The 18,124-nt window shown below is 37.5% G+C and carries 15 protein-coding genes and 1 pseudogene; all 16 read left to right on the top strand.

What is annotated here, in order from left to right:
• The first annotated feature begins 62 nt into the window (after nucleotides 1-62).
• Nucleotides 63-5,927, top strand: a complete 5,865-nt coding sequence (locus I6N90_RS10990; protein ID WP_197935546.1) for an RHS repeat domain-containing protein — start codon at nucleotides 63-65, stop codon at nucleotides 5,925-5,927.
• A gap of 10 nt (nucleotides 5,928-5,937) precedes the next feature.
• The gene (locus tag I6N90_RS10985; RefSeq protein WP_232242857.1) at nucleotides 5,938-6,324 is read left to right on the top strand and encodes a hypothetical protein; all 387 of its coding nucleotides are present in this window, start codon (nucleotides 5,938-5,940) and stop codon (nucleotides 6,322-6,324) included.
• A 367-nt stretch (nucleotides 6,325-6,691) separates the two neighbouring features.
• Nucleotides 6,692-6,868 (top strand): annotated as a pseudogene (locus I6N90_RS25450) (RHS repeat-associated core domain-containing protein); the annotation flags it as partial.
• A 628-nt stretch (nucleotides 6,869-7,496) separates the two neighbouring features.
• Nucleotides 7,497-7,982, top strand: coding sequence for a DNA polymerase III (locus I6N90_RS10975; protein WP_332262436.1), 486 nt, complete (start codon nucleotides 7,497-7,499; stop codon nucleotides 7,980-7,982).
• Nucleotides 7,983-8,343: 361 nt separating this feature from the next.
• A complete protein-coding gene (locus I6N90_RS10970; RefSeq protein ID WP_197935543.1) occupies nucleotides 8,344-9,624 on the top strand; it encodes an RHS repeat-associated core domain-containing protein in 1,281 nt (426 codons plus the stop codon).
• Between the two features lie 4 nt (nucleotides 9,625-9,628).
• The gene (locus I6N90_RS10965) at nucleotides 9,629-9,973 is read left to right on the top strand and encodes a hypothetical protein (protein WP_197935542.1); all 345 of its coding nucleotides are present in this window, start codon (nucleotides 9,629-9,631) and stop codon (nucleotides 9,971-9,973) included.
• Nucleotides 9,974-10,188: 215 nt separating this feature from the next.
• The gene (locus I6N90_RS10960; protein ID WP_232242855.1) at nucleotides 10,189-11,226 is read left to right on the top strand and encodes an RHS repeat-associated core domain-containing protein; all 1,038 of its coding nucleotides are present in this window, start codon (nucleotides 10,189-10,191) and stop codon (nucleotides 11,224-11,226) included.
• 284 nt (nucleotides 11,227-11,510) lie between these two features.
• Nucleotides 11,511-11,975 (top strand): hypothetical protein, encoded by a 465-nt coding sequence (locus I6N90_RS10950; RefSeq protein WP_197935539.1) that lies wholly within the window; start codon nucleotides 11,511-11,513, stop codon nucleotides 11,973-11,975.
• Between the two features lie 402 nt (nucleotides 11,976-12,377).
• Nucleotides 12,378-12,713 (top strand): hypothetical protein, encoded by a 336-nt coding sequence (locus I6N90_RS10945; RefSeq protein WP_197935538.1) that lies wholly within the window; start codon nucleotides 12,378-12,380, stop codon nucleotides 12,711-12,713.
• A gap of 231 nt (nucleotides 12,714-12,944) precedes the next feature.
• Nucleotides 12,945-13,109 carry a hypothetical protein gene (locus I6N90_RS10940; protein ID WP_197935537.1) on the top strand — a complete coding sequence of 55 codons (165 nt, stop codon included), beginning with the start codon at nucleotides 12,945-12,947 and terminating at the stop codon, nucleotides 13,107-13,109.
• A 10-nt stretch (nucleotides 13,110-13,119) separates the two neighbouring features.
• Nucleotides 13,120-13,608 (top strand): WapI family immunity protein, encoded by a 489-nt coding sequence (locus tag I6N90_RS10935; protein ID WP_197935536.1) that lies wholly within the window; start codon nucleotides 13,120-13,122, stop codon nucleotides 13,606-13,608.
• A gap of 275 nt (nucleotides 13,609-13,883) precedes the next feature.
• Entirely contained in the window at nucleotides 13,884-14,570 is a 687-nt protein-coding gene (locus I6N90_RS10930) for a hypothetical protein (RefSeq protein WP_197935535.1), read from the top strand.
• A gap of 2 nt (nucleotides 14,571-14,572) precedes the next feature.
• Entirely contained in the window at nucleotides 14,573-15,004 is a 432-nt protein-coding gene (locus I6N90_RS10925; protein ID WP_197935534.1) for a hypothetical protein, read from the top strand.
• Between the two features lie 606 nt (nucleotides 15,005-15,610).
• Nucleotides 15,611-16,156, top strand: coding sequence for a 3-hydroxyanthranilate 3,4-dioxygenase (gene nbaC / locus I6N90_RS10920; RefSeq protein WP_197935533.1), 546 nt, complete (start codon nucleotides 15,611-15,613; stop codon nucleotides 16,154-16,156).
• Nucleotides 16,157-16,169: 13 nt separating this feature from the next.
• A complete protein-coding gene (locus tag I6N90_RS10915) occupies nucleotides 16,170-16,634 on the top strand; it encodes a RidA family protein (RefSeq protein ID WP_197935532.1) in 465 nt (154 codons plus the stop codon).
• Between the two features lie 12 nt (nucleotides 16,635-16,646).
• Complete coding sequence (locus tag I6N90_RS10910) at nucleotides 16,647-18,113, top strand: aldehyde dehydrogenase (protein ID WP_197935531.1); 1,467 nt, start codon at nucleotides 16,647-16,649, stop codon at nucleotides 18,111-18,113.
• Nucleotides 18,114-18,124: the final 11 nt, after the last annotated feature.

Raw genomic sequence — 18,124 nt, 5'->3', positions numbered from 1 at the left:
GAGAAGATAAGTTTTGGCATGGAGTGATAGTTAGTAAGTAATTTACTCTAGGAGGAGAAAAGTTGAAGAAGATTATTATCCTTTTACTTATTATTTGTCTTATCGGCACGAGTAATAGCACGTATTTATTCGCAAACAGCCCAGTTAGCAATATCCCAGTGAATAATGACACAGATACGACTACAGTAACAGAAAGTACTTATGGTCAGGATAAAGTTTCAGTAACGGAGAGCACTTATGTATTGGGCATTTTCACACAAGGGCAAATCAATAAGATACAAATCAATTACTCCGAAGACATGTTAGTATTAACTGCTTACTACTACCCGGAATTGGTAGATTTATTGAATCAAGCTCAAATAGAGAAGATGCTACAACTTGAAATCTCTAAAATTGATGCATTGATTGCACGGTTTGATGAGAGGCAGTTGCAGTTACTGAAAGAAACGACACCTTTGGTATTAGATACATATGAAAGACGATTGAACAATGGTGTCAGTCAAGAGGTTAGTAGTAGTCTGCTGCTAAACACAATAAATAAAAACATGATGAGCGCACAGAGTGAATCTCCTTCTTATCTATATAGCAAAGAAAACATAGATTACAATTTCAAACGGGATATCGGAACTGACGTTGATCCGACTTTACGGTCATTCTCAGAAGTAGATGAAGATTTATTTTTAGCAGGTAGGAAAGGTTTGGATATATCTCTTACTAGAAGTTACAATTCTGCTTCCGCATACATTGCAGCGCCATCTTTGAGTTGTGGTGTGAATGGTTGTGTGGAGATTAACCGTCAAGAGTTTAATGGAAGTAAGCCAGAAGATGATATGTTGGCTAACCGAGTAGTGGGTGAAAATTCACGATACAACTTCAATCATATTGCAGCAGGTTGGAATTGGAATATTCCTACGTTATCATTTAGCCAATTAGTTGATCAAAATACGTATCACGTAGCTAATCCAAATCCAAAATTCTGGCATTTCACCAACCCGTTTACCATGCAAACAGGAATAAAAGATGGTGGACAGGATACTGTTCAATTCACGTTGGAAGATGGAAGCACGTATATCTTTCTCAAAGGTTACCCATATACTCCAATTAGTCATCCATATAAAAATTTGAAGGTTGTATATCGTAGTGAAAACGGTGCTACCTATTATGATTTAACCGTGGATAACAAAATGAAGTATATTTTTAGAGCATTAAGTCCGATCAATTATTATGACAAAAAAGATGATTATCGATTAATTAGTAAGTCAAATGAGTTCGGCCAAGAAGTTAGATACACAATTGAGGACTACACAATTACGATCATTGATTCCATTGGAAGAAAAATCGTTTTGAATAGAATTAATGACACTGGATTTGATGTCTATAATAAAACTAATCAGCTCATTAAAAGTATAAGATATAAAACGTCCGTTTTTATCAATAAATTCACACCAAATAGATACAATAAAGTCGATCATGAGGTAACTTATAGGAGATTAGACAGTGTTGTAGACGTGTCACAAAATAAAACACTGAAGACTTATTCTTACTACGATTCAAGTCAATCCGTGGTCGATTTTAATTTTGAAGATGATTGGCGCTATTATGTAGATGGGAACCTGAATCCACTATTAGATGCAACGGATAGTGATGGTACTGGTATTGAATCTCTTTTAGTAAACCATAGAGACAAGAATATATACCTCGAAGCTATCTCCATGTTACTAAAAGATGTAGTGGACGATACAGGGTTTACAACAACGGTACAGTATAAAACGTACGACCCAACGTGGCCAACTTATAATGACTATAAGACCCAAGATAGAATTAGAGGGACCACGCGCCTATATACTGATACGACATTATACAAATATGCAGGTTACCTTCCTGTAATGAATGTATTTTACTCCTATCAAAATTCGGATGGAATCAAGAAAACAATGCGTGTTGGAGTAACCAATAATGCTACACAAGCTAATGAAGTGTGGCTAAGGCCGAAACAAAGCAGTAGTCAAAATAGTCATTTGCCAGAACACCGACTTAAACATACTGGAGTTTATCGTTCAGGTGACGTCGTAGACTCTCAATTCATCTATTATTATGACGATTATTCTCAAAAGGTTAGTTATGAACATGCGTATACGACTGCCAAAAATTTTGCCTTAAAATCTATGAAAACAGAATCAGGAACGATTGCTAATAGCATTAACGTCTCTGATGGCATTACAAAATATAGTTATGCACCTGGAAAGATGACCACGTATCAATATGATGACAAGAGGAAGCAACCCTATCTAACCAAAACGTTTGATATCGGTTCTACCGATGATAACAAGACACAGTTCATCAAAGACTTCTTAATGTATGGAGACAACAGAAATCTTCCAGCCGATTTAGCCAACCACGCGATCATAACAAAAACGGAGTATGATCAGTTTAGCAACGTAATCTACCAAGAAGATGCTTCGGGAAATAAGGTGGAGTCTGCTTATAACGGTGTATTTGGTAACATTAGTTATAGAAAAACGTCATCGAAAGATGGATCATCCTTCATTGAAGAAATATTCACATACAATGCTAACGGAACATTAGCTAAGTCAGAAGTCAAAGATACGTACAGAAATCCGAAAAATAATGCAGACGTGCGTAGTCAAAAGAACACGACCGAATATTTAGCCTATAACGCCGCATTTCAACCTACTAAGATTCGTACATCTGGATCAGGTTTTACTACAAATACAGTGACAGAAACGGATTACGAGTACGATGCTTCTTTGTTTAATGTGACCAAAGAGACGACGTATGTAGTGCTTGGAAATGGGCAGAGCCCAACTCCGCTTGTTACGTTATATCAATACGATAATGTAGATCGATTAACAGGGCAAACGTATACGGATGGAAGTAGAGTACAGTATACGTATGATTTCAAAGATAGGCTAATAGCTGAAACTTTTTATCCGGCTTTAACGACAGCCGCATCCCGAACAATTAGTTATGCCTATAACGATGCTAACCGAACGGTGACAACAACCTCACCAGATGGTTCGAGTGCTATTACACAGTACACACCATACGGGGATGTTGAATTAGAAAAACGACAAGTTGGATCAACGGTGCAAGTTCTACAAAAAAATGAAACAGATAACAGTGGAGCCTTGCTCAAAACGTCGATACCCTACAACAACCCGGACTTTAAAACATCGTATGTGTATGGAGCAAATGGTGATTTACTATCGAGCACTGATCCAATTGGTCAAGTAACTAACGCATACTACTCAAACGCTGCTTATCGTGTAGATGGATCAACCTCCAATCTTCAAGATGTGGTTCGAGTGGTAGAACCAGATTCAAAAGAGATATGGACGTACAAGGACAAGCTAGGACAAGTTACGAAAGTTGTAGAGAGCAGTCCAACAAAAACTCGTACGACAGCTTATTTGTACACACCATTTGGTCAAATTTCAGAGCAAAAGGTTATAGCGAATGGCAATATTCAAACAACTAATTTCAGGTATGACTCAACAGGGAATTTAATCTATGTAAAGGACGATAAAGGTCAAGAGTATGAGTATGTTTATAATCGTCTTGGCTTAATAGTTGCTCTGTACATTAATGGGAAACTACAAAAATCACATACCTATAATGAAATAGGTTGGCCGCTACTGAAAACGAACGCTGCTGGTAATCAGGAGAAATTTCAATACAATAAAAACGGATTGGTAGAAAAGTATACGGATGAAGAAGGACAATATTACATGTATGAGTATACGCCGTACTACGAACAAGAGGAAATACGAGCAGTTGATTCGTTACAGGGATTTCTGTATTTGAAGCAATTCAACTATGAACCAAATACACGGTTGCTTAGTAGTGTTTCTTTGAGTGAGCCAATACTATCTACACCGACACCCACGGTGACAGCAACACCAATACCGACGCCAGCGCCAACACCGACGTCAACAGTGACAGCAACGCCAACACCGACACCAGCACCAAGTTGCTCAATTAGATTGGGTAATTGCCCTAACTTGCCATTACCTAGTTTCCCAGGTTATCCTGGACCTGGACTTCCGTTTCCTGGTTATCCAGGACCAATAAAACCAACACCAAAAATCGCAAGCAATTTAAATATATCTAATTCACTGGGTCAAGTAACTGAAACAATAACCTACAACTATGATATGTGGAATAGGCTGAATCAACAGACTATTGAGGGTAAGACGTATACATTTGGCTATGATGTATTTAACCGACTAAGTAAAATAACCTATCCAACCGATAACAAATCAGTTACGTATGGTTATGATCAACTCAGTCGTATCTCATCTGTAAGTTACCCAGATATGGGTACAGTCAACTATTCCTATTTGGTAGGTTCAAATCAGAACAAGTATACGATTACTCACCCCAATGGGGTAAAGCAAGAGCAGATTACCGACGCATTCAATGAGCTGAATAGCGTTATCCATACCAACGGTAGTAATCAAACTATTTGGTCAGAACAATTTGGGTATGATGGGTTTGGTAATATTACAGCCATCAATCGGAATGGCAGTCAGCAAACCTTTACGTACGATAAGCTAAACCGTATACAAGATGATAGACAAACAAGTTCTCCAAAGAGTTACACCTATGATGATTTGGGGAACATCAACTCTTTTACACAAGGTGGCAGTACGTATTCCTATCAATACAATGTAACCAATCACTTGCAACAGGCAATCCTGCCGACAGGAACGTTTAATTTCACCTATGATAAACGTGGTAATCGACTGACGAAAAGTAGTACAGCAGGTGCTGTGAATTATGGTTATAATGGATTTAATCAACTGAAAACATTTTCTAAGCCGGGGACAAATGCTAGCTATACCTACTATGGGGATGGTCTTCGTGCGACGAAGAAAGTTAATAACGACGTAACCAGATACGTATATGTGAACGGTCAAGTAATTGATGAATTAGATGCCAACGGAAACTCAAAAGCTCGAAATATTAGAGGCAATGAGTTGCTGTATCGCAAAGATGTAGCTACGAATAAAGGAGGTTATTATTCTTACAATGGACATGGCGATGTCATAAAGATAACCGATGCCGCTGGGAATACACTAAATACCTATGACTATGACATTTGGGGTAATGTTATTTCCAAAACAGAAACGATGTCCAATCCTTTCAAATATTCAGGTGAAATCTATGATGATGAATCTGACTTGATATATTTGAGAGCAAGGCATTATGATCCAAGTATAGGACGGTTTATTACAGAGGATACGTATGAGGGTAATCTAGCTGAACCACTAACGCTAAACTTGTATTCGTATGTTGCCAATAATCCATTACTCTATATAGATCCTTCTGGGAACACATATGGGAAACCTGGTGTGGGTGGAACCGGACAACCTGGAATGTCTCCTGTTATGCCTGCTGGTGGTATCCCTCCAGCAATTTCTGGTAAACCAGCCCCTCAGAAACCAGCTCAGGCACCAGCAAAACCAGCGAAACCACCAAAAACCCCAGCCCAGAAACAAGCAGAAGCCAATGCAAACGCCCATAACAATAGTGGGGCTTTGAATCAGGAGAACCTTGCTGCGAAGCAGAGTAATGCTAAAGGCAAGGATAATTCTTTACAATTGATAGGTAAGAATGTAATTCAGACAGGGAGAAGTACGACTGCTAATGAATTTGTGAAAAATCTCGAAAATTCTGGATGGACAAAAACTGTTGAGCAAGGAGGGAAAATAAGTGGGCCTGCTACAATCATGACTGATCCAAAAACTGGGACTAAAGTGAGGATACATGCAGAGCCAGGCGCAGGGACTCCATATTTCAGGGTTCAAAATAAAGGTGGGGGTTACCTCAATGATGAAGGTGTATTCCCTAGTAATGCTTCGAAACAAGAATTAAGAGACACGACTCATTTCTATTTTGAATAGTAGGTGATTAATGATGTTGGCTAATAATTTAATAGAGATTCTTGAGAAATTTGATTTTACAGATAGTATTGTCACAGAAGTCAAATGGGCAGAAAATCTCTTAGACTTAGTTGTGATTGTCGATTATTATTGGGATATTCAAGATGGTAGAGAGGATACAAGATTATTGAAACTTGTATTCAAAAATTGTATGAAAGTTGATTTTCAAATTAGCAAAGAACTCCCAATAGCTATTGACGAGACAAATAAGGAGAGTCTTTTTACGATTATCTTGTTCAAAGAGAACACAGAGTACCAGTATAACTTTGACAAAAAAAAGTACTTAGAGATCTTTACTACTGACTATCTAAATCCATGGCTATCGGTTGTGTGTTGTGAAGTAACTTTGGAGGAATAATAATTTTAATAAATGCTACGTAGTTTTGTATTATTAAAGATGTATTTTTTGTGGGCTACCTAATACCGGTTGTAATTAGTATAAATTCATTAACATGCTAAGCTTATGTAATTTAGTTGTAATAATTTCTTGATTTTATTTGTACGAACTATTACCTAAATGACTCCTTGTCGTTACTTTGAACAGGTTGATCGTGGTCAGATGTTACCATGATTAATCTGTTTTTTGTAATCTTACTTTGTTGTGTTTCATTGATACAATCACAATAAAGTAAATAGACAATGTCTCTAATGGCATGTTTTGTAAAACGTTAAATATCTATGTCTATGACATTTAGGGCAGTGTGATTTTCAAATCTGAAACCATTGAAATCTATGAAGATGAATCTGACTTGATTTATTTGAGGGCAAGGTATTATGATCCGAGTATAGGACGGTTTATTACGGAGGATACGTATGAAGGTAAGTTGAATGATCCACTCAGTTTGAATTTGTATACGTATGTAGGAAATAACCCACTTGGCTATGAAGATCCGACGGGGCATAAGAGAGCTGTACGTCCAGGCTTACTTCCTTCTTCAGACGCTGCAGGTGGAGGATCGATTATAAAAGGTAATTCCAGTTCTGGAGGTAGTACTGGATGGTCTCTATTTAGTAAGAGAAAAGAAGGCTCACCTTCAAAAGCGCCTGTGAAAGTAAAAGTTGAATCACAAAAAAATGCTCACAATAATGCTGAATCATTAAGTAAAGAAAATTTGGGTCAAAAGCAGAGTAATGCTAAGGGTACACCTGTACCAACTAAACCAGGTGGCGGTAGTAATTCTAAGGACTTCGTAAATGACCATGCTAAAAAACATATGTACGACCCTAATAAACCATCTACCAAGCATAAATCGCAGTATGGGGAAAATGTTGATGTAGGTAGTCTAAGGCGTGATACTATGAATAATCCTGATAATGCGTATTCCAATTTCCCTAATCCTAATAACCCTAATCCTTCAAGAATATCTAAGTATGAGAAGGAGTATGGTGGGAATATAAGTACTCCTGCTACACCAACAGGAAAACATAGAGTTTTTGAAAACTTAGATAACGCAGAGAGTAGTTCTCATTTCCCGTACGTTCCAAGATAATAAAAAGAAAGTCGGTGAGAAATTGCAATACCTATATCATGTGATATTACCGAGTAATCATAAGCATTACGTATCTATTGAAAAAATTCTTAATGAAGGTATTAGTTACTCTACGGAATCTAATTATTGGTATGGAAAGGGAGGAAAACTTAAGCCAAAGATTACGGAGAAATTGAAACCAAGCAATACACCTAGTTGGTTGGATTTCAAAAAAGCAATTGGGGTTGAATTGGTCCAGCAAGATTCAAGTTATTTTAAATTTCCGTTATTTACTGATAAAATACTTATCTTTAATAAAGAGTATTCTGAACAAATATTTGATCAAGTTTTTTATGAGGACAATAAATATACATTTGAGGAAGCATTAGATTTTGATACTGGACAAAGCATTGAACATTGGATTTTGCATTATTGGAGAAGTATGACAACTTTAGAGGCATATCTCTTAACAAAACCATACCAAAAGCCAGAAGTATTAATATTTGAATCAGTACCTAAAGATATTATTCAAGTATGTGAAGAATAAGCACATTTAACTTTGATTGGAACTATGGGGCTTTTGATAAATTGGATAGGGGATTAATTTATCTCTCCACCATTTGTCAACAGCTCTATTTTCTTTTCAAGGTTTCTTTTGGAGAAAATAAATAGAGTCAAAGATTTACATGGGAACAGTTAACTATTCCTATATGGTCGGAGCCAATCAGAACAAGTATACGATTACTCACCCGAAAGGGGAAAAGCAAGAGTAGATTACGGACGCGTTCTATGAACTGAATAGTGTTACCCATACCAACGGCACTCAGCAAACCTTTACGTACGATAAACTAAACCGTATTCAAGACGATAGACAAACCAATTCGCCAAAGAGTTACACTTATGATGATTTGGGGAATATTAACTCTTTTACACAAGGTGGTACTACTTATTCCTATCATTATAATGTAACCAACCACTTGCAACAGGCAATTCTACCAACAGGAACGTTTAACTTCACCTATGATAAACGCGGTAATCGCCTGACGAAAAGTAGTTCAACAGGCAATGTGAATTATGGTTATAATGGATTTAATCAACTTAAAACACTTTCTAAGTCGGGGACAAATGCAAGTTATACGTATTATGGTGATGGTCTACGAGCAACGAAGAAAGTTAATACTGATTTCACTAGATATGTATACTTTAATGGTCGAGTAATCGATGAATTTGATGAAGGCTTTAATCTAAAAGCTCGAAATATTATAGGAAACGAGTTATTATTTCGCCAAGATATGACTAATTATGATAGAGGATATTATTCATATAATGGACATGGCGATGTCATAAAGATAACAGACGTTTATGGAGATACACTAAATAGCTATGACTATGACATCTGGGGTAACGTAATTGCCAAAACAGAAACGATGTCCAATCCTTTCAAGTACTCTGGTGAGATTTATGATGATGAATCTGACTTGATATATTTGAGAGCAAGATATTATGATCCGAGTATAGGGCGGTTTATTACGGAGGATACGTATGAGGGTGAGTTAAACGAACCTCTCAGTTTGAATTTGTATACGTATGTAGGAAATAATCCACTTGGCTATGAAGATCCGACGGGGCATAAGAGAGCTGTACGTCCAGGCTTACTTCCTTCTTCAGATGCCGCAGGTGGAGGATCGATTATAAAAGGTTCTTCCAGTTCTGGTGGTAACAGTGGCTGGTCTCTTTTTGGTAAACGAAAAGAAGGCTCACCTGCAAAGAAGCCTGTTAAAGTGAAAGTTGATCCACATAAAACCGCTCATAACAATTCTGATTCATTGAGTAAAGAGAATTTGAGTCAAAAGCAGAGTAATGCTAAAAGTAAGAGTAATACTTTAGTCAAAGATACTGGATATTTAGCTGAGAATACTAGTAACTTAAGGACATGGGCAAAAAATAATGGTTGGGAGCAAAAATATACTGATGGTGGGGTTGAAATGTGGGGAGTAAAAAATGCCGATGGCACATTTAATTGGAGATTGAAATTAAAGCCGGAGGTAAGTACACGGGATGGATTAGGTGTAGGAAGTAATCAACCCCGTTTTGATGCTAGAATTGACGATAAAGGAACATATATAAACCCCTTTACTGGTCAGAAGGGTGGACGTGATGTTGGTACTCATATTCCATTAGGGAAGTGAAACTATGAAGAGAACCTTGTTAATCGAAATATTGCTAGACCCTATTTCAAGTGATGCAGAAAAAGACGATGCTGTGATTGCGTTAGGAAACAATTTCGAGGATGAAGAAATAATTGATATTTTAATCGAATTGTCAAATAGTATGAAGTTCAATGATATGATTGCCGCAAGCTGTGGAGAATCACTTGGACACATTTGGTTAAGAAAAAAGGAAATCAATTTTGAAAAGCTATCATATCTTGAAGGTATCACTTTAAATGAAGTACTCTCACTGATTAAAGTACAACGGCTAGATTGGTATGAAAAGTTTATCGAACTGTCATCGAACAGTAAATTAAAAGTAGAATAAATTGTTACCCTAGAGAGTCGTTCTCTAGGGTTCTTTTTAGTTCGGCTATTAAGTAACAAATAACACTATTAAGTAACAAATAACCTCATCATACATTGAATAATTAGTAAGTAACTTCGTCTCAAATGTTTCTAATTGGATGTAAATACTTTAATCTTACGACTATTGAACAGATCAAACAAACCAGTTCGCCAAAGAGTTATACCTATGATGATTTGGGGAATATTAACTCTTTTACACAAGGTGGTACTACTTATTCCTATCACTATAATGTAACTAACCACTTGCAACAGGCAGTCCTACCAACAGGAACGTTTAACTTCACCTATGACAAACGCGGTAATCGCCTGACGAAAAGTAGTTCAACAGGCAATGTGAATTATGGTTATAATGGATTTAATCAACTTAAAACACTTTCTAAGTCGGGGACAAATGCAAGTTATACGTATTATGGTGATGGTCTACGAGCAACGAAAAAAGTTAATAACGACATAACTAGATACGTATATGTAAATGGTCAAGTAATCGATGAACTAGATGCCAATGGAAACTCAAAAGCTCGAAATAGAGGGAATGAGTTGCTGTATCGGAAAGATATAGCTACGAATAAAGGAGGCTATTATTCATATAATGGACATGGCGATGTTATCAAGATAACCGACGCCGCTGGCAATACTCTTAACTCCTATGATTATGACATTTGGGGTAATGTCATTTCCAAAACAGAAACGATGTCCAATCCTTTCAAATATTCAGGTGAAATCTATGATGATGAATCTGACTTGATTTATTTGAGGGCAAGATTCTATGATCCGAGTATCGGGCGGTTTATTACAGAAGATACGTATGAGGGTAAGTTGAATGATCCACTTACGCTAAACTTATATACGTATGTTGCAAACAATCCGCTACTATATGTAGATCCTTCTGGGAACACATATGGGAAACCTGGTGTGGGTGGAACTGGACAACCTGGAATGTCTCCTGTTATGCCTGCTGGTGGTATCCCTCCAGCAATTTCTGGTAAACCAGCTCAGGCACCACCGAAAGCTCCAACACCACCGAAACCACCAAAAACCCCAGCCCAGAAACAAGCAGAAGCCAATGCAAACGCCCATAACAACAGTGGGGCTCTAAACCAAGAAACCTTGCTGCGAAGCAGAGTAATGCTAAAGGGAAGGGTGAAGTTATTGGCAATAAGTCTGTTATCGAGACAATGTCATCTAATGCCAATAAATATAAGTCAAATTTAGCTTATGATTGTTCTGAAATAGCAGAAGATTTAGCACAAGCGGCAGGGGGTAAGGGGAAGATTATTACAATTAGATCATCTGAAAAGTATGGGACAATAAAAGTTACTGAGTACGGAAAAACTGAAATTTTTGACTACCATACTGTTTACTCAGATGGTACATATGTTTACGACCTTGTTTTAGCAACCAACCAATTCCTGTCATTGAGTATATGTTGACCATTAATAAGCAGAATGATGGAAACGTGTCTGTAAGTACAGAAATTTTGAGGTAGGTGAGGTAGAATGAAAATAAAAAGTACTTATTTGATGGAAAATGGAGAGGTAGAAAATCCTGAACTAATGGCATATACAATTTCAAAATTAGGTTCATTTGAATGGAATAGAACAACTATGTATAACCCGAATAATATTTATGATCGTCCGGCGGGCTTTTATTTTAGATTCCATGATAAGAACGAAGTATACTCACAATTAGAGACTTGTATTAATTCTTTTCTCGGCAAACTTCAGTGGTGTATTAATGCTAGTAATAACACACGTCATAAAAATTATATAGTTGAACCAATGATAGTTTATGAAGCGAAATTAAGTGATGAGTATTCCATGAGCTATAATTTGGAAAGTATTTTGGGGTGTAGTTACGTTACAGTCTGTGAACAAGCTATAGAAGACAATCCCTTATTGTGCAAACATATTGAAGAGTGGTTTGATGTTAGGAGTAAACGGCCTTATTTTCCTACTAAATAACGCTATACCAATAACACTGAACAGGTCGATATGGTCAGATGCTGCCATGATTGACCTGTTTTTTGTTATCTCCGTTGTCTTGAGTATTTTCAAAATGAATCGTAACAATGTACAATAACATAACGATATATTTGATGAAAGAACTTGGTCGCAAAAAATATTGGAGTACGAGGATGAATTACAGGGGATTTACGGTGGACAACCTAGACAATATTATTGCCAACAATAAAAAAATAGAGTATCAAAGGTAGATGCTGAAGGTAAAAAGACGTGGGAGTATACTGACTCTCGAGGAAATGCAGTCGTAACTAATGAAAATGGTGATACTATTGTTACAGTATTTTCACCAGAATCTGACGGTACTTATATACCAAAACCAAAAAGGTAATGGAGGTTGCTAAATTGGAGTTAGAAACGTTGTTTAAAATCTCTGACTTGCTTGATTGTAAGTATGAAGTCGGTATCTGGTCGGAAGCAAATAATTTCTTACAAAGACAAGAAATTATTAGTGAATTTACACTTGAATTTAACAAGGACGAGGAAATCTATATTGTTTCAATTATGCTTTCAGAGTATAGTTTGAAAAATGTAAAGGATATTTTTTATTCTTTTGTAAGATTTATTGAATATGACTCAACATTTTACATAAAGGAGGATTCCGAGAGAACTACAAAGTATTCCTTTGTGTCAGCAACAAAGGATAGACAAGCTTTTTTGTTTCAAATAACATTTCAGTAAGCTTGAGGACCTTGAAGGGTTAATAAATCCATCAAGGTCTTTTTTAACATTAGCTTAAATAAGAAAATAAAGGTATGGCTGATGGTGGTATCCCTCTAGCAAAATAAGGCGAATGATAGTAAAAATCTACATGGTGAACAACGAGCTCAACAAAGAGGATTTAGTGACGAGCAAATAAACCAATTAAAAGATACCTATTCTCAAAAAGTCTATCAACCTGGTGGTAGGACAGTGTATGCTAAGAAAAATGCCAATTATTACGATGTAGCGATTACTAATAGTACCGGTGAGGTTGTTACTACTATTGCTGGAAATACAAAATCATTAAAAACGTGGTCAGATGTAACAAAAATGCTTAATAATAATGGCGGATATTATTCTCTTCCGCAGGATTGAGGTGAATTAATTGGCTCAGCTGGTCAATCTGGAAAATAACATTACTTTTAAAATTAATCTTTTAAGAAATGAATTTTTAGATATTGTTGATGAAAGAGAAGATTTCGAAAACTGGATACCTTTTGAAATGGTTTTAAAAGTCGGATTAGAGAAGTATGAGTACTTAAATTCCAGAGGCGCAACGTTTAGTTTATTTGAAATAAACAAATTAATATCAGCAGTTGAAAATATAATTAGTGTGAAATTAGGTGCTACGTCGACCGCTTCATTTGAGAGAGTAGATTTTAATTCTTGTGAAGGTTTCTTTGGAGTTTCTCTGTATGATACATTTGAAGAGCAAGAAGTTTATACAGATATATGGATTAATATGGGGGCTATTTCAGATGGCGAGATTTACGGTTATGATAAAGGGTTTAGGTTTGTAATAAGAACTGAATCTCTAAGTGAATTTGTAAATGAGATTAAGGGACAATTAAATGAATTATTAGAAGTAGAGTAGTATTTTAAGACCTTGATGGAATAATATCATTAAGGTCTTTTTTTATGATTCCATTAAAAACTGAACTATGGAAATCTAGTTATTGAAAAAAACAACTTCTCATGTCTCATTCCAATAAATAAACTCCGATGGCTATGATATCTAGAGTAAACTCATTTCCAAAACAGAAACGATGTCTAATTCTTTCAAGAACTCTAGTGAGATTTATGATGATGAATCTGACTTTATGATCCAAGTATTGGGCGGTTTATTACTGAGGATACGTATGAGGTAAGTTGAATGATTCACTTACACTAAACTTATATACGTATGTTGCAAACAATCCGTTACTATATGTAGATCCTTCTGGGAACACATATGGAAAACCTGGTGTAGGTGGACCCGGACAACCTGGAATGCCTCCTGTTATGCCTCCTGGTGGTATCCCACCGACAATTTCGGGTAAACCAGCCCAACAGAAACCAGCTCAGGCACCAGCGAAACCACCAAAAACCCAAGCTCAGAAACAAGCAGAAGCCAATGCGAAGGCCCATAACGACGGTGGGGCTTTGAACCAAGAAAATCTTGCGGTGAAGCAGAATAATGCTAAGGGGACGGGTAATGGTGTTTTCAACAATGGTAGAGCCACTGTTGATGGTATTAAATCAAATCCTACTGCATTTAATCGCAAATCGGCAGACGAAATCGCCCAAATGCTAAGAAATGAAGGATACGACGTTACTGTACAAAGCTCCGATAAATCAAGGTCTGGAGCGATGATTATCAAGATAAATAATACTGGCGGAGATAGGAATATTACTCAAGTTCAAGTATCACCTGGAGGTGGGAGACATGGAGGAAGCCCCTATGTAAAAATTAGTACAAGTGATCAAGGTATTATAAAGGTAGTTAATGGAACTGAAAGTTCATATAAGACAGATGGAAATGAATCAGCATCAATAATCTTCACAGGAGGAAAGTAACTATGGTGTTATTAAATGCCCCCATTGTCCCGTGGAAGGGAATGGGGGGAATAAGCCTTTATAGCCATATCAGCGAATATTATGACATTATTATTAATCTTAATGAGGCTGACGCTCTATTTGGAAAAGCTCGAGTGAGATATGAAATTAAAGATGAAGTTGACTTGTGGTTTAATTTATTCAATGGTAAATTGTATAAAATTACTGCACTGAAGAATTATAATGGAAAGTTATTTGATAAAATTCATATTGGCATGCCTATAGAAGAGGTTTTGGAAATAGAACCAAGCTTTGAATACGAGGATTTTGAAGAAGTATATGTTAGTCCAAAAGGGATTTATATTGAGACTGACCCTGTCGAGCACACCGTATTATGGATTTCGGTGTTCATTAAAGAGATTGACAATGAAGACTTTGATGAAGGGAAGTGGTGATATGCTTTCACCTTAGGGGTTACCAGTGCTGAATAAACCAATTTTTCATTCAATTAATAACATCTAACTCATATAATACTTGTATTTAGATTTCGTTTTTTTGTTTTTCGCACATCAAGGACCTTATTTTTATAACCGAAATAGCGATATTCAGTTGCATTGAACATGTTAATTATGATCAGATACACCATAATTAACATGTTTTTTATTTTCATCCACAGATCATTCCTGTCCCCTATTAAATTTAATGCCTCGAATCGATAGCATCAAACTTCTCTTTCCTTTCTTCTATAATTTATTTCTTTCTTCTGTTCAAATAACTTAAACAATCGATTATCGCTATGATATGTGGAATAGGCTGAATCAGTAGACTATTTTGGGTAAGGCGTGTACGTTTAGCTATGACGCATTTGACCGACTAAGCAAAGTAATCTATCCAGGTGACATAGAGCAACCATTGTTATTGAGTTTTTTCTCTTTATAGCTAACCTTCAATAATTCCGACTCCTCGTCAATATTAATATTGACATCATGTCAATATTATCATATAGTGAATTTATGAAAGCGTGTAGCAAACCAAAAAATAGGTGAGGGTGAGGGTTTATTATGGCAACTGCGAAATCATTAACCGCGTTTAATCTTTTGGGCTGGATCGAGGAAAACAAGGAGCAACTTAAGCCTCCGGTTAACAACAAAGTGATATGGGAAGATTCCGAATTTATCGCAATGGTACTTGGCGGTCCGAACAGACGCAGAGACTTTCACATCGATCCTTCTGATGAGTTCTTCTATCAAGTTAAAGGTTCTTGTTATGTAGAATGTATTACGGAAACAGGCGAACGCAAAGTGGTAACGGTTAATGAAGGCGAAGTATTTATGTTGCCAGCAATGGTACCGCATTCACCTCACCGTGTAGCAGATACATTCGGCATCGTTATCGAGCGAAAACGCGATCTTGGCGAGTTAGAAGATTTCGTATGGTTCTGCGAGAGCTGTAACAGTGAGATGCACCGAGTAAGTGTTCAGCTAGTTGATATAGAAACCCAAGTAAAAGCAGCCATCCATAGCTTCAATTCCAATCCAGAAATTCGTACATGCAAATCTTGCGGACACCAGATGTCTGAAGAAGTTAATGAATGGAAACCAGAATAAGAAGGTGAGCAGCATGGAAAATCAAGTGACGACAACACCGGAACAAAATTTAGAAAGACTAGGCATAACGCTTGGACCTGCACGTCCTTTAGTAGGTAACTACGTAACGTGTGTGAGGGTTGGCAATTTGCTCTTCACTGCTGGGCAAGGTGTAGATGAATACCATGGTAAGTTAGGTCGTGACCTGACAGTTGAAGAAGGGTACTTAGCTTCAAGGCAGTCGATGATCAATTTATTAAAAGTAGTTAAGCAGGAGCTTGGTGAACTTAGCAAGGTGAAGCGTGTGGTGAAGATTCTAGGTTTCGTGAACAGCACGGAAGACTTTATACAGCAACCTAAAGTAATGAACGGAGCTTCTGATTTGCTAGTGGAAGTGTTTGGAGAAAAGGGTAAACATGGACGTTCAGCGGTTGGTATGGCTCAGTTGCCGAATGGCACTGCGATTGAAATTGAAATGACTCTCGAAATTGAAGAGTAGGAGGTGCTGTACGTGAATCATGGAACTATAGCGAATCCTGCTGTAAAGGACGCGAAGTTATTTATCGGCGGAGAGTTCGTCGATTCCATCTCGGGGAACACTTTCGATACGATTAATCCTGCAACGAACAAGAAGCTGGCAACAGTAGCATTGGCGAATGAAGCGGATACCGTAAGAGCGATTGAGGTTGCACAGCGTACGTTTGAAAGCGGCGTGTGGAGTACGATGACGGTTGAAAAAAGAGCCGAAATTTTGTGCCGCATGTCTGATATGATTATGGAGCGTCGTGAGGAAATTGCTATACTCGAAACGCTTGATGTAGGAAAGCCAATCAAAGAAAGCCTTGGTTTCGATATTCCAAGAGCAGCGTCAAATATGCGTTTCTTCGCTGAGATGGCCCTTTATCATCATGCTGAAAGTTATGAGAAACAAGGCATGATGTCTTATACAAAATATGCGCCAGCAGGTGTGACAAGCATCATTATTCCTTGGAATTTGCCATTTATGCAAATGACGTGGAAGGTGTCAGCAGCTCTTGCGGCGGGAAATACCGTTGTAGTTAAACCAGCTTCGTATACACCGCTAAGCGCATTTGTATTAGGTGAAATTGCCAATGATGCCGGATTACCACCAGGTGTGCTTAACATTATTGCTGGAGCTGGCAGTACAGTAGGTACAATTATGGCTACTCATCCGAATGTTCGACGTATTTCCTTCGTAGGTGAATCGGGTACTGGAAAAACAGTTATGCGTAATGCAGCAGAATCACTCATTCCAGTTTCACTTGAGCTTGGCGGCAAGTCAGCTAACATCGTGTTTGAAGATGCTGATTTGGATGAAGTCGTTAAAGGTTCGATCGATGCAATTTATCGCAATCAAGGACAAATTTGTTTAGCTGGATCGCGCATGTTGCTTCATGAAAGCGTATACGATAAGTTCCTTGAGAAGTTTATTGCAGCGGTGAATGAGATCAAAGTTGGTATGCCGATGGAAGAAAGCACAGATATGGGTGCTCTTGTGTCGAAATCACATCTAGAATCCGTTCATGAATATGTGGAGATCGGACTTGCCGAAGGTGCTAAGCTCGGTTGCGGCGGTTCAAGAGTTCTTGACCTTGGAGAAGGCAACTTCTACAAACCAACTGTCCTTTACGATGTAGACAATGGGATGCGTGTTGCACAAGAAGAGATCTTTGGGCCTGTACTAGTCGTTATTCCGTTCAAAACAGAGGAAGAAGCGATACGTATCGCTAACGATTCGATTTACGGATTAGCAGGCGTCGTTTGGACAAATGATCTTCGCCGTGCACACCGAGTAGCTGCTGCGGTTAATTCAGGACTATTTTGGATTAATTGCTGGTATTTCCGTGATTTGAGGACACCTTTCGGTGGTTCTAAGGCAAGTGGGATTGGCCGTGAAGGCGGTCGACACAGCTTTGATTTCTACACAGAAGCAAAATCGATTACGATGAAGTTATAAATGAAGATGGT

The organism is Paenibacillus sp. GSMTC-2017 (assembly GCF_016019935.1).
Classification (GTDB): Bacteria; Bacillota; Bacilli; order Paenibacillales; family Paenibacillaceae; genus Pristimantibacillus.
The sequence above is the reverse complement of the archived record's forward strand: the minus strand, read 5'-3'. Positions and strand labels throughout refer to the sequence as shown.

Coding starts and splice junctions, on each gene's coding strand:
- I6N90_RS10985 (WP_232242857.1), top strand. CDS start 5,938: ATGATGTTGGCTAATAATTTAATAGAGATTCTTGAGAAATTTGATTTT.
- I6N90_RS10965 (WP_197935542.1), top strand. CDS start 9,629: ATGAAGAGAACCTTGTTAATCGAAATATTGCTAGACCCTATTTCAAGT.
- I6N90_RS10950 (WP_197935539.1), top strand. CDS start 11,511: ATGAAAATAAAAAGTACTTATTTGATGGAAAATGGAGAGGTAGAAAAT.
- I6N90_RS10925 (WP_197935534.1), top strand. CDS start 14,573: ATGGTGTTATTAAATGCCCCCATTGTCCCGTGGAAGGGAATGGGGGGA.
- nbaC (WP_197935533.1), top strand. CDS start 15,611: ATGGCAACTGCGAAATCATTAACCGCGTTTAATCTTTTGGGCTGGATC.
- I6N90_RS10915 (WP_197935532.1), top strand. CDS start 16,170: ATGGAAAATCAAGTGACGACAACACCGGAACAAAATTTAGAAAGACTA.